Genomic DNA, 13,634 nt, shown 5'->3' on the forward strand with positions numbered 1-13,634 from the left:
GTTTTATAAATTTTTTAAAGCTTGTTTTATTAAGTTTTCAACAGTAGCATTTGGGGTTTCTCTGATGATTTTGTCGATTACTTTTTCGGCTGCTTTTCTTGCAAATCCTAAAACTTCTAAAGCAGATAACGCTTCATCTTTGTTTGTATTGCTTTCAACAACAGAAACTTCATCTAAATTGTACACTTTTAACACTTTTTCTTTCAAATCTAAGATAATTCGTTGGGCTGTTTTAGCTCCAATACCTTTCATCGATTGAATCGTAGCCACGTCATTAGCTGCAATTGCCTGAATAATTTGGGCTGGTGCTAAAGACGACAACATTGTTCTAGCCGTACTTGCCCCAACTCCTGAAACCGAAAGTAATAACTTAAAAAGTTCTCTTTCTTGTTTTTCAACAAATCCAAACAAACTATGTGAATCTTCTTTTACTTGAAGAAACGTATATAATTTTAAACTCTCAGAATCTGGAATTAATGAAAAAGTATGCAATGAAATATTAATATGATAGCCCACACCATTGCAATCAATTACAACTTCGGTAGGTGTTTTTTCAACTAATCTTCCTTGAATGTGCGCTATCATATATCAATTATCTGTTTTGTTTTCTATTTTTTTCTTGTGCATCTACAACAGCAACTGCCGCCATATTCACCATTTCTTCAACACTTGCACCTAATTGAAATACGTGAACTGGTTTATCTAATCCTAAAATAATTGGACCGATTGATTCTGCCTTATTCAACTCTTTCAATAGTTTGTACGTGATGTTTGCTGCGTCTAAATTAGGAAAAATAAGTGTATTTACTTTTTTATTTACCAATTTCGAAAATGGAAACTTACTTTTTAGCATATCTGAATTCAATGCAAAATCCGTTTGAATTTCTCCATCTACAATTAAATCAGGGAAGTTTTCATGTAAATACGCCACAGCTTGACTTACTTTGCTTGGTCCTTCATTGTGTGATGAACCAAAATTTGAGTAAGATACCATTGCAATTACAGGCTCCATTCCGAACATTTTAACTGTTTTAGCAGTCATTAAAGCAATTCTTGCTAAATCATCTGCTGAAGGATTTGGATTGATTGCAGTATCCGATAAGAAAATCGGACCTCTTGCCGTCATCATCATATTCGTAGTAGCAATTTTAGAAACTCCAGGCGCTTTATCAATTAATTGCATTACTGGTTTAATAGTGGTTGGATAACTTCTAGAATATCCCGTTACCATAGCATCTGCTTCACCTGTATTTACCATCATTAAACCGAAATAGTTACGCTCGCGCATCCATTTTTCAGCATCTAACAAAGTAATTCCTTTACGCTTTCTGGTTTCCCAAAAATGATTGGCATAGGCTAATCTTTTAGCTTCCGATTCTTTTGTTTTTGGATCAAAAATTGGCACTTCGGTATCGAAACCAATTTCTGATTTTAACTCTTTAATGATTTCTTGATTTCCTAATAAAATTGGGAAACCAATGCCTTCTTCATGAACAATTTGCGCTGCTTTTAACACATCTATTTGATCTGCTTCCGCAAAAATGATACGTTTTGGATTCGTTCTAGCTCTATTAGTTAACAAACGAATCATTTTGTTATCTGAACCCATTCGTTCTAACAATTCGTCTTTGTATTTTTCCCAATCGGTAATTGGAGCTGTTGCAACACCTGATTCCATAGCAGCTTTTGCTACGGCTGGAGGAACTGCTGCAATTAATCTTGGGTCAAAAGGCTTTGGAATGATATAATCGCGACCAAACGTTAATTTGGTTTCTCCATATGCAATATTTACTTGCTCTGGAACTGATTCTTTCGCTAATTCTGCTAAAGCGATAACAGCTGCTTTCTTCATTTCCTCATTAATTTTAGTCGCCCTAACATCTAAAGCACCTCTAAAAATAAATGGGAAACCTAATACATTATTCACTTGGTTAGGATGATCAGAACGGCCTGTTGCCATAATGATATCTTTACGCGTATCGATAGCTAAGTTGTAATTGATTTCTGGTGTAGGATTTGCCATCGCAAAAACGATTGGATTATCCGCCATTCCTAACAACATTTCTGGTGTAACGATATCTCCCGAAGACAATCCGATAAATACATCGGCGCCTTTCATAGCTTGGGCTAAATCGTCATAATGTTTATCCGTTGCATAACGGCGTTGCATATCAGTAACTCTTGGATCGTCTTTTCTTAAGGCTCCTTTACTGTTGAACATTACAACGTTTTCTGGTTTCACACCAAAAGAAACATATAAATTAGCACAAGCAATCGCTGCCGAACCTGCTCCAGAAATAACCATTTTCACTTCTTCCATTTTCTTTCCTGCTAATTCCACAGCATTTAATAAAGCGGCTGATGAAATAATTGCAGTTCCGTGTTGGTCATCGTGCATTACGGGAATATTCAACTCTTCTACCAAACGTCTTTCAATTTCGAAAGATTCTGGTGCTTTGATATCTTCCAAGTTAATTCCTCCGAAAGTTGGAGCAATATTTTTTACCGTTGCAATGAATTCTTCAATGTCTTTTGTTCCTACTTCGATATCAAATACATCAATATCAGCGAAGATTTTGAACAACAAACCTTTTCCTTCCATTACAGGTTTTGAAGCTTCTGGACCAATATCTCCTAAACCTAAAACTGCGGTTCCGTTTGAGATTACAGCTACTAAATTTCCTTTTGCGGTATATTTATAAACGTTGTTAACGTCTTTTTCAATTTCTAAACAAGGTTCTGCTACTCCTGGAGAATAAGCCAAAGCTAAATCTCTTTGTGTTGCATATTTTTTTGTGGGAACTACCTGAATTTTACCAGGTGTAGGTTTTGCGTGATATAATAAGGCTTCTCTACGTTTACTATCTTTATGCATGATTTTTTTATTTTACTAACTTACAAATATAAGGGTATACGTATAAAATGAGAAATTATTTTGGCATTCTTTTGAAAAAATAAATGGATTATTTGTTGAAATTATTTTGATTTTAGGATTGAAGACCATTTTGAATAATTAATGAATTCAACGTACGCATTCATAACTAAATTCAAAAACACTCGTCTAATTACCAAAAAGCAAATCATAATTATCTTTTAGATAATCTTTTGAACTAATAAATCTTTCAGATTTTCCAAATCTTTCCTCAATCGTAGAATAAGCTTCTTTATAGCCTAATTCATAAGATTTGAGAAGATAATAATTAGCATATACGTTATTAATTTCATTTTTTTCATTGATAATGTCCGTCATCAAAATAGAATAACTAGTGTAAAATGCATAATCATAATTATAAACATTAGCCATAAACGTTGAATAATATAAAAATTCATTTTCATGGCCACTATTGTAATATATTTCTTTTAACTCTTGAAAAGCTAATATATCACCTTCTTTTCTAACTTTATTTTTAAGGCTATCCATTTTAACAACATTAAAAAACTCATCAGAATATACATCATAAGTATTAGTTTCCGACAAATTAGAATTTTTATTTCCACTTTGATTATTTTCTACACGACTATTACATGAAAAAAAACAAGCTGTTAATAAAATTAAAAATATAATTTTCCTCATTTCTTACTTTTATAAAATTAAATTTAACTCATAAAAAAATCTATATTTTAACCAAACCCTTTACCTTCTTAAACCCTGTCATCAACAAAACTGCTAACAACCCGAATGTAATTCCAACGCCAAATTCAGCTATTGTTGATGGAACACTATGTGGAATTAAATGATGGATGTATTCAATATTGTGAAGAAAAATACCTCCAGAAACTAAGATAAGCGCAATCGTTCCTAACACAGCAAGCCCTTTAATTACTAATGGTAAAGCTTTGATTAGAGTTTCTCCAAAAGAAGACATAAATCCTTTATTATCCGATTTTCGCATCAAATAAAAACCAGCATCGTCCATACGCACAATTAAAGCTACGATTCCGTAAACTCCAATAGTTGCTAAAATAGCTACTATACTAACACTAATAATTTGGGTAATAAGGTCATGTTGTTTTTCCATTGCTGTTCCTAGAGCGATGATAACAATTTCAAGCGAAAGAATAAAATCGGTTTTAATAGCCGAACTTACTTTTGCTTTTTCAGAGTGTTCGTCACTTTCTTCCAATTTACTCTCGGTAATTACTTCCTCTCCTTTTTTAGCACGATGAAAAAAATATTCGATAATTTTCTCCACACCTTCGTAGGCTAAATAAACTCCTCCGATGATTAAAGCGGCTTTAATGGCTGGCGGATACAACCAATTCAAAACAAAAACAACCGGAAGAATAATCAACTTATTGATAAACGAACCTTTTGTAATTGCCCACAACACTGGAATTTCTCTTGAAGCTAAAAAACCCGTTGCTTTTTCAGCATTTACAGCCAAGTCGTCTCCTAAAATTCCTGCTGTTTTTTTGGTTGCTAATTTACTTGTCATTGCTACATCATCCATCAATGCAGCGATATCGTCTAAGATTGCGAAAAATCCTGATGCCATAATTTTAAATTTATTTTTTCTTTTTAATAACTCTCAAAACTACGCCAAAGTTTTTTGATGTGAAAAATTTTTTGTCTGAAAAAGACTATGTCATTTTATTTCTTCAAAAAATTGATATTACGAAGTAAGCCTTCATATTTAGTTCTTTTTACAGCTGAATTTTTAAATACCTTTTGAAAAGTATCTACTGAAATTTCTTCCCAATCGGATTTTGAGAAATTCAAAATATCTGAATTTGCTTCAAAAAGTGGTTCATTATGAGGTTTTGAGAATCGATTCCACGGACAAACATCTTGGCAAACATCGCAACCAAACATCCAATCGTCGAATTTGCCTTTCATTTCTTGCGGTAAATTCTCTTTCAATTCAATCGTGAAATACGAAATACATTTACTTCCATCTACCACATAAGGCGCCACAATAGCTTCCGTAGGACAAGCATCTATACAAGCTGTACAACTTCCACAATGATCAGTTGTTGGAGTATCATATTCTAATTCCAAATCAACAATTAATTCAGCAATAAAATAAAAAGAACCGACTTTTTGGGTGATTAGATTGCTGTTTTTTCCAACCCAACCCAAGCCACTTTTTGCCGCCCAAGCTTTATCCAAAACCGGTGCCGAATCTACAAAAGCTCTTCCTGAAACTTCGCCAATTTCGGATTGAATGAAATGTAATAATTCCTTTAATTTTTCTTTTATGACTTGATGATAATCTTGCCCGTAAGCGTATTTTGAGATTTTATACGAATTCTCATTTTGAATTTCGGAAGGATAATAATTCAATAATAACGAAATCACACTTTTAGCATCATCTACCAAAAGCGTTGGATTCAAACGTTTGTCAAAATGATTTTCCATGTAACTCATTTGACCGTTCATTTGGTTATTCAACCAATTTTCAAGCCTTGGAGCTTCTTGTTCCAAAAAGCCAGCTTTAGAAATACCGCATGACAAAAAGCCGAGGCGTTGGGCTTCGGCTTTTATCAACTTTGTGTATTTTTCTTTATTGTTTATCAAACTAAAATAAACCTCCTTGAATATTGTTTTTAATTTTTCCTAAATGTTTGTAAGCTTTTTCGGTAACTTCTCTTCCACGAGGCGTTCGCATAATAAAACCTTCTTGAATTAAAAAAGGTTCGTATACTTCTTCAATGGTTTCGCCACTTTCGGAAACTGCGGTTGCCAATGTAGTTAAACCAACTGGACCTCCTTTGAATTTATCGATAATTGTAGATAGAATTTTATTATCCATTTCGTCTAATCCGTGAGCATCTACATTTAAAGCTTTTAGAGCAAATCTTGCGATTTCAATGTCGATTTTTCCATTTCCTTTGATTTGAGCAAAATCTCTAACACGACGCAATAAAGCATTAGCAATACGAGGTGTCCCCCTACTTCTTCCTGCGATTTCAATAGCCGCTTCCATTGTAATTGGCATCTTTAAAATAGATGAACTACGTTGTACAATTGTGGTTAATAATTCGGTATTATAATATTGTAATCTACTCTGAATTCCGAAACGAGCACGCATTGGTGCTGTTAATAATCCTGAACGAGTTGTTGCACCGACTAAAGTAAATGGATTCAAATTAATTTGAACGGTTCTTGCATTTGGACCCGATTCAATCATAATATCAATCTTAAAATCTTCCATTGCCGAATACAAATACTCTTCAACAATTGGGCTTAAACGATGAATTTCATCAATAAATAAAACATCGCGCTCTTCAAGATTCGTTAATAATCCAGCTAAATCACCTGGTTTATCTAAAACTGGTCCTGAAGTGATTTTGATTCCTACACCTAATTCATTTGCCAAGATATTTGCTAAGGTTGTTTTCCCTAAACCTGGAGGTCCGTGAAACAAAGTATGATCTAAAGCTTCTTTACGCAAATTAGCTGCTTGTACGAAAACAATTAGGTTTTCTAACACTTGTTCTTGTCCAGAAAAATCATCGAAACTTAGCGGACGTAATGCCTTTTCGATATCAATATCTTGCGGAGAATAGGATTCTTTATTGGGATTCAAATTATCGTTCATAAAAGCAAAGATAAGTAAAGTTATAAAACAAAAACCTCTCCGATTGGAGAGGTTTGTATATTGTGGAAAAAATCTTAGTGATGTAAAACTTCTTCTCCTTCTTTCATTGGTGTAACTTGAGTAACGAAATCTTCATCGTGACCTGGTTTACTGTAATCATAAGGCCATCTGTGAACTTCAGGGATTTCTCCAGGCCAGTTACCGTGAATATGCTCCACTGGTGTAGTCCATTCTAAAGTATTCGATTTCCATGGGTTTTGAGTTGCTTTCTTACCATAGAAAATGCTATAGAAGAAGTTCCAGAAGAATACGATTTGGAACGCAGCTCCAACGATTGCAAAAACTGTAATCAATACATTAACATCAGCTAATTCATCGAATAATGGGAAAGCTGAATTGGTGTAGTAACGTCTTGGTAAACCAGCCATTCCAATAAAGTGCATTGGGAAGAAAACTCCGTAAGCGCAAATAGCAGTTACCCAGAAGTGAACATAACCTAAGTTTTTGTTTAACATTCTTCCAAACATTTTAGGGAACCAGTGGTAAACACCAGCAAAGAATCCGTATAATGCAGAGATACCCATTACTAAGTGGAAGTGAGCCACTACGAAATATGTATCGTGAACGTTAATATCCAAAGTTGAATCTCCAAGAATAATACCTGTTAAACCTCCAGTAATAAAAGTAGAAACGAAACCAATAGAGAACAACATTGCTGGATTCAATTGTAAATTACCTTTCCATAGAGTTGTAATCCAGTTAAACGCTTTAACAGCAGAAGGAATTGCAATTAATAGGGTTGTAAATGTAAATACTGAACCTAAGAAAGGATTCATTCCAGAAACGAACATATGGTGCCCCCAAACAATTGTAGATAAAAAAGCAATTGCAATAACAGAAGCAATCATTGCTCGGTAACCAAAAATTGGCTTTCTAGAACTTGTTGCAATAATCTCTGAAACAAGTCCCATTGCAGGCAAAATAACAATGTATACTTCAGGATGTCCTAAAAACCAAAATAAATGCTCAAATAATACTGGAGAACCTCCTTGATAATGTAAAACTTCACCTTGAATGAAAATATCTGACAAGAAGAAAGATGTTCCAAAACTTCTATCAAAAATCAATAACAAAGCAGCAGAAAACAAAACTGGAAAAGAAACTATACCGATAATAGCAGTTAAGAAAAAAGTCCAAACTGTTAATGGAAGCCTAGTCATTGTCATACCCTTAGTTCTCATGTTGATTACTGTTACAACATAATTTAATGACCCCATCAAAGAAGAAGCAATAAATATAGCCATAGAAACTAACCATAAAGTCATACCTAAACCAGATCCAGGAATTGCCTGAGGCAAAGCACTTAAAGGAGGATAAATTGTCCAACCCGCAGATGCCGGTCCTGATTCAACAAATAGAGAACTAATCATGATAATGCAAGAAACAAAGAACAACCAAAAAGACAGCATATTCATGAAACCTGAGGCCATATCACGAGCTCCAATTTGTAACGGAATTAATAAGTTACTAAACGTACCACTTAAACCAGCAGTAAGTACAAAAAATACCATTATTGTTCCGTGAATAGTTACCAAAGCAAGGTAAATATCGTTACGCATTACTCCATCAGGTGCAAAATTATCACCTAAGAATACTTTGAAAATTTCGAAAGATTCTTCTGGCCATGCAATTTGCATACGGAAGAATAAAGATAAAACAACTCCAACAATACCCATCAATAAACCTGAAATAAGGTATTGTTTCGCTATCATTTTGTGATCAAGACTAAAGATGTATTTAGTGATGAAAGTTTCTTTATGATGACCGTGATCGTGTGACATACTAATTCTATTATATTTAATATAAAATAACTTATTTAATAACTTGAGCTACAACTTTAGTTGAATCAACAGCTACTGCATTAGTAGCTTCAGCTGGGGCCGCTGCAGGTGCAGGAGCATTAGCTTCTTTCCATTGTTGTGCTAATGTAGGTTTTTCAGCTAACCATTTTTTGAAATCTGCTGGTGTATCTACAACAATTTTCATTTGCATATTGTAGTGAGACGCACCACAAATTTTATTACATAATAATAAATAATCAAATGTGTAAGGATCTAAAGCAGTACCACCTTCTGCAACAATTTTCTTACTGTTCTCAGTACGAATTTTGTTAATTTTATTCACTTTAGCCATGATAGCTTCATCATTTCTCATATCAACTGTTGTAACTGTTGGAGTAAATGCAAACTGAGTAATCATCCCTGGAACACAGTTCATTTGTGCTCTAAAGTGAGGCATGTAAGCTGAGTGCAATACGTCTTGAGAACGCATTTTGAAGATTACTTTTTTACCAACTGGCAAATGTAATTCCGTTACTACTTTATCATCTTGAGCAGCTGGATCAGCTAAATCAACTCCTAAAGTATTTATACCTTCAATCAATCTAACGTTTGCTTTTCCTAATGTTTTATCATCACCTGCATAACGAGCTTCCCAACCAAATTGTTTTGCGTACAACTCGATAACAATAGCATCTTGCTTGTCTTCTTCATCAACAAACATAATGTTATTCCAAGTATATAAACCGTACATGATTAAACCAGCTAAAACGATAACTGGAATAATTGTCCAAATAGCCTCTAACTTGTTATTATCTGCAAAATATAATGCTTTTTGACCTTCTTTACCTCTGTATTTAAAAGCAAAGTAGTGCAATAAGAACTGCGTAATTGTTTGTACGAAGAAAATCAAAGCCATAGAAATAGCCATCAAATTATCTACGTCTTTACCATGCTCAGAAGCTGGAGTTCCTAATACTAAATCACTCCAAGAATATAATGAATAAATAGTGAATAGATAAATGAAACCAACAAAGGCAAACATTAAGTAACCATTAACACTATTATCTTTGTCATTTGCAATTTCGTCATTGTCTGAAGAACCGCCAATTTGGGTTAAATCAAAAATTTTAGTTAGTTGCCAAATTGCAATACCGACTAGAACTAAAATTATAAATACCAAGAAACTTGTCATTTTTATTTCTTTTTAACTATTAATAATGAAAATGTTTACTTTCCTCAATTAAAGGATTTCCTTTTGCAACTAATGGAGCCTTAGTTAAAGCTGAGAACACAACGAAAATGAATAAACCTAAGAAGAACATTAAAGCTCCAATTTCAGGAATACCAATAAACCATTGATCACCAACTGTTGCAGGCATAATCATATTGAAGAAATCAATATAATGTCCACATAATATTACGATACCTGCCATAACAACAATCCAAGTTAAACGTTTGAAATCTGTATTGATTAAGATTAACAATGGGAAAATGAAGTTTAAAGCTAACATTCCGAAGAAAGGTAATTTGTAATGTTCGATACGAGTTACGAAATAAGTAACCTCTTCTGGGATATTAGAATACCAAATCAACATGAATTGAGAGAACCATAAGTATGTCCAGAAAATACTGATACCAAACATAAATTTAGCTAAATCGTGAATGTGACTTGTATTTACATTTTCTAAATATCCTTTAGATTTTAAATATAATGTAATCATAGCAATTACAGTAATTCCACTTACAAAGAAACTTGCAAATACATACCATCCAAATAATGTACTGTACCAGTGTGGGTCAACAGACATAACCCAATCCCAAGACATGATAGACTCAGAAACGATAAAGAATACTAGGAAGAATGCAGCAAGTTTGAAATTTCTCTTGTAAGGAGCATTGTCTTCAGCGCTATCTTGAGCAATAGAATTTTTTACAAATTTGAAACGTACATAATTCCAAACAATTAAGATGATAGCAGCAGTTCCTAAGAATCTTCCAACATTTAACCATCCTTTTTTAAGGAAAATTAATTTATCAAATTTAACAGATTCTGGATTAACAACTTCTGGATCCATCCATACAAATAAATGATTGTGTCCCCAGTGCATTCCAGCAGCAACTAACAATACGAAGAAAATAATAGAACCAGGTAATAAATACGCAGTAATACCTTCCATTACTCTAAATAAGATTGGAGACCAACCTGCTTGAGCCGCATATTGAATAGCATAAAAAGCTAAAACTCCAACTGAAATTAACATAAAGAAGATACAAGCCACATACAAAGCAGCCCATGGCTTATTCTGTAATTGGTGAAGTACGTGTTCTAAATGTGCTTTGTGGTCATCATGTGAATGAGCATCTGCCTTAGCGTGAGTGTCATGATTATCTGTGTGAGCTGGAGCTTCAGCAACCGCTACAACAGCAGTAGTATCTTCAACATGAGCAGTAGAATCTACTGTAGTTTCATGAGCAACAGTATGAGTTGAATCTGCAACATGAGTTTCAACAGCTTTAACAGTATCAGCTACAACATGAGCTTCTGTAGCATGAGGAGCAACTTTCTCTACATGAGCAGCTTCATGACCGTGATGACTATCTGCTAATAATTTTTCTACATCCTCAATTGTTTTTGGAGCATTTAAGAATCCAATTACAATACCTACAACTCCAAGAGCCATTAGGACGAATGAAAAAGTTTTTAATTTACTTGAAAACGTGTACATATCTATTATTTTCAAAAAGTTTTACTATTATAATCCAGCTTTTAATTTTAAAACGTAATCAGCAACAACCCAACGCTCTTCTTGAGACAATTGATTAGCATGAGAACCCATAGAATTTAATCCATAAGTAATTACGTGAAAAACACTTCCGTCTGTAATTTCTCTATCTTTATAACTTGGTACTCCAAGGAATTTTTCTTTCACCACTAAGTTACCTTTTCCATCCCCTGCATCACCATGACAAATTGCACAGTAAACTGTATATAATTCTTTTGCTTTATCTTGATTGATTGATAAAGAATCTAATGGTGATTTCAAAGTTGCTTTAGCTAAAGCATAACCTTCTGGTGTATTAGGAATTTCGTAAGGCACAAATCCTCTCTTAATTGATCCCTTTGCAGGCACTTGAGCTTCCACTCCACCTTTAAATACATTATGCTCAGAATAGGTTTCGTAAGAAACTGCTTCGTACATATTAGGGAAAAACTGATAGTTAGGTTTTGCTTTATCGAAACATGAAGTTGCCATGAAAGACAAACCTACTACTGCTACTATTTTATATAAACTTTTCATAACTATCTATTAATGCTTTTCTACAACTTTAACTTCTACCGCTCCAGTGTTTGTAAAGAAAGAAACTAATTCCTCTTCGTTACCGTGAACTCCAACTTCCATTAAAAAATGGTCATCTGTAGTTCTTACATCAGGATTTTCAGCTTGTTTAAATGGCCATAATTTACTTCTCATATAAAAGGTGATAACCATTAAGTGAGCAGCAAAGAAAACAGTTCCTTCAAACATAATAGGCACAAAAGCAGGCATATTATCAATATAATTAAAACTTGGTTTTCCTCCAATATCTTGCGGCCAATCTTGAATCATAATATAATTCATCAATGCAGTGTATATCGAAAGACCAACTAATCCATATATAAATGCACAAATTGCAAGTCTTGTAGGCGCTAACCCCATAGCTTTATCCAAACCGTGCACTGGAAAAGGTGTATAAATTTCTTCAATATGATGATGAGCTGCTCTTGTTTGTTTAACAGCATCCATTAAAACATCATCATCATTATATATAGCGTGTATTACTTTATTACTCATGATATTAATGATTATCTGAATGATTATGACCGTGTTGTTCTCTTTCTCTCTTGTAATTATCACCAGACGCTTTTAAGATTGTCTTAACCTCTGCCTGAGCAATTACAGGGAAACTTCTAGAATATAATAAGAATAATACAAAGAAGAATCCGATAGTACCAATATAAATACCAGCATCAACAAAAGTTGGTTGGAACATAGTCCATGATGATGGTAAATAATCTCTGTGTAATGAAGTCACGATAATTACGAAACGCTCAAACCACATACCAACATTAACCACAATAGAGATGATGAAAGACGCCATGATGTTAGTTCTAATTTTCTTAGACCACATAACTTGTGGAGAAATTACGTTACAAGTCATCATTAACCAATATGACCACCAGTAAGGACCAGTTGCTCTGTTTAAGAATGCATATTGTTCGTACTCAACTCCAGAATACCAAGCTACGAATAACTCCGTAATATAAGCACAACCTACAATAGAACCAGTAATCATGATTACGATGTTCATTAACTCGATATGTTGTACAGTGATATAATCTTCTAAGTTAGACACTTTTCTCATGATGATAAGAAGTGTATTTACCATTGCGAATCCTGAGAAGATAGCTCCAGCAACGAAGTATGGAGGTAAGATTGTTGTATGCCATCCTGGAATTACAGAAGTAGCAAAGTCAAAGGATACAATCGTGTGTACAGAAAGTACAAGAGGAGTTGCTAAACCAGCTAAAACAAGAGAAACCTCTTCAAAACGTTGCCAGTCTTTAGCTCTACCAGACCATCCAAAAGAAAGGATAGAATAAACTCTTTTTGTAAAAGGAGTTACTGCTCTATCACGTAGCATAGCAAAGTCAGGTAATAAACCAGTCCACCAGAAAACTAATGATACTGATAAATAAGTAGAAATTGCGAATACGTCCCATAATAATGGTGAGTTAAAGTTAACCCATAATGATCCGAATTGATTTGGAATTGGTAATACCCAGTAACCTAACCATGGGCGACCCATGTGAATGATTGGGAATAAACCTGCTTGCATTACCGAGAAAATCGTCATTGCTTCTGCAGAACGGTTAATAGCCATTCTCCATTTTTGACGGAATAATAATAATACGGCAGAGATAAGAGTTCCGGCGTGACCGATACCTACCCACCAAACGAAATTGGTGATATCCCAAGCCCAACCTACTGTTTTATTTAATCCCCATGTTCCAATACCAGTGGTAACGGTATAAATCATACAACCTAATCCCCATAGGAAAGCGGCTAATGCGATTGAAAATACTATCCACCATTGTTTGTTTGCTCTACCTTCTACAGGTCTAGCCACATCTACCGTTACATCGTGGTAAGATTTACTTCCTACTACTAAAGGTTTTCTAATGGGTGCTTCGTAATGAGACGACATAATC

12 protein-coding genes are annotated in these 13,634 nt (G+C 34.1%); all 12 read right to left on the reverse strand.

What is annotated here, in order from left to right; translation table 11 throughout:
- Positions 1–3: 3 nt before the first annotated feature.
- A complete protein-coding gene (gene ruvA / locus BP92_RS0101135) occupies positions 4–585 on the reverse strand; it encodes a Holliday junction branch migration protein RuvA (RefSeq protein ID WP_026724354.1) in 582 nt (193 codons plus the stop codon).
- Positions 586–592: 7 nt separating this feature from the next.
- Complete coding sequence (locus BP92_RS0101140; protein WP_026724355.1) at positions 593–2,875, reverse strand: NADP-dependent malic enzyme; 2,283 nt, start codon at positions 2,873–2,875, stop codon at positions 593–595.
- A 186-nt stretch (positions 2,876–3,061) separates the two neighbouring features.
- On the reverse strand, positions 3,062–3,574 hold the full coding sequence (locus tag BP92_RS0101145; RefSeq protein WP_026724356.1) for a hypothetical protein: 513 nt from the start codon (positions 3,572–3,574) through the stop codon (positions 3,062–3,064).
- Between the two features lie 40 nt (positions 3,575–3,614).
- A complete protein-coding gene (locus tag BP92_RS0101150) occupies positions 3,615–4,496 on the reverse strand; it encodes a DUF808 domain-containing protein (RefSeq protein ID WP_026724357.1) in 882 nt (293 codons plus the stop codon).
- Between the two features lie 95 nt (positions 4,497–4,591).
- Positions 4,592–5,518 (reverse strand): tRNA epoxyqueuosine(34) reductase QueG, encoded by a 927-nt coding sequence (queG, locus tag BP92_RS0101155; RefSeq protein WP_026724358.1) that lies wholly within the window; start codon positions 5,516–5,518, stop codon positions 4,592–4,594.
- 1 nt (position 5,519) lies between these two features.
- Positions 5,520–6,542 (reverse strand): Holliday junction branch migration DNA helicase RuvB, encoded by a 1,023-nt coding sequence (gene ruvB, locus BP92_RS0101160; RefSeq protein ID WP_026724359.1) that lies wholly within the window; start codon positions 6,540–6,542, stop codon positions 5,520–5,522.
- A 74-nt stretch (positions 6,543–6,616) separates the two neighbouring features.
- Positions 6,617–8,383 (reverse strand): cytochrome c oxidase subunit I, encoded by a 1,767-nt coding sequence (locus BP92_RS0101165; RefSeq protein WP_035692584.1) that lies wholly within the window; start codon positions 8,381–8,383, stop codon positions 6,617–6,619.
- Positions 8,384–8,414: 31 nt separating this feature from the next.
- Entirely contained in the window at positions 8,415–9,575 is a 1,161-nt protein-coding gene (locus BP92_RS0101170; protein WP_026724361.1) for a cytochrome c oxidase subunit II, read from the reverse strand.
- Positions 9,576–9,594: 19 nt separating this feature from the next.
- A complete protein-coding gene (locus tag BP92_RS0101175; protein WP_026724362.1) occupies positions 9,595–11,109 on the reverse strand; it encodes a quinol:cytochrome C oxidoreductase in 1,515 nt (504 codons plus the stop codon).
- 27 nt (positions 11,110–11,136) lie between these two features.
- Entirely contained in the window at positions 11,137–11,682 is a 546-nt protein-coding gene (locus BP92_RS0101180; RefSeq protein ID WP_026724363.1) for a c-type cytochrome, read from the reverse strand.
- A 9-nt stretch (positions 11,683–11,691) separates the two neighbouring features.
- Positions 11,692–12,216 (reverse strand): DUF3341 domain-containing protein, encoded by a 525-nt coding sequence (locus BP92_RS0101185; RefSeq protein ID WP_026724364.1) that lies wholly within the window; start codon positions 12,214–12,216, stop codon positions 11,692–11,694.
- A 4-nt stretch (positions 12,217–12,220) separates the two neighbouring features.
- Entirely contained in the window at positions 12,221–13,630 is a 1,410-nt protein-coding gene (nrfD, locus tag BP92_RS0101190; RefSeq protein WP_026724365.1) for an NrfD/PsrC family molybdoenzyme membrane anchor subunit, read from the reverse strand.
- Positions 13,631–13,634 lie beyond the last annotated feature (4 nt).

Source organism: Flavobacterium sasangense DSM 21067, assembly GCF_000686885.1.
GTDB classification, from domain to species: domain Bacteria; phylum Bacteroidota; class Bacteroidia; order Flavobacteriales; family Flavobacteriaceae; genus Flavobacterium; species Flavobacterium sasangense.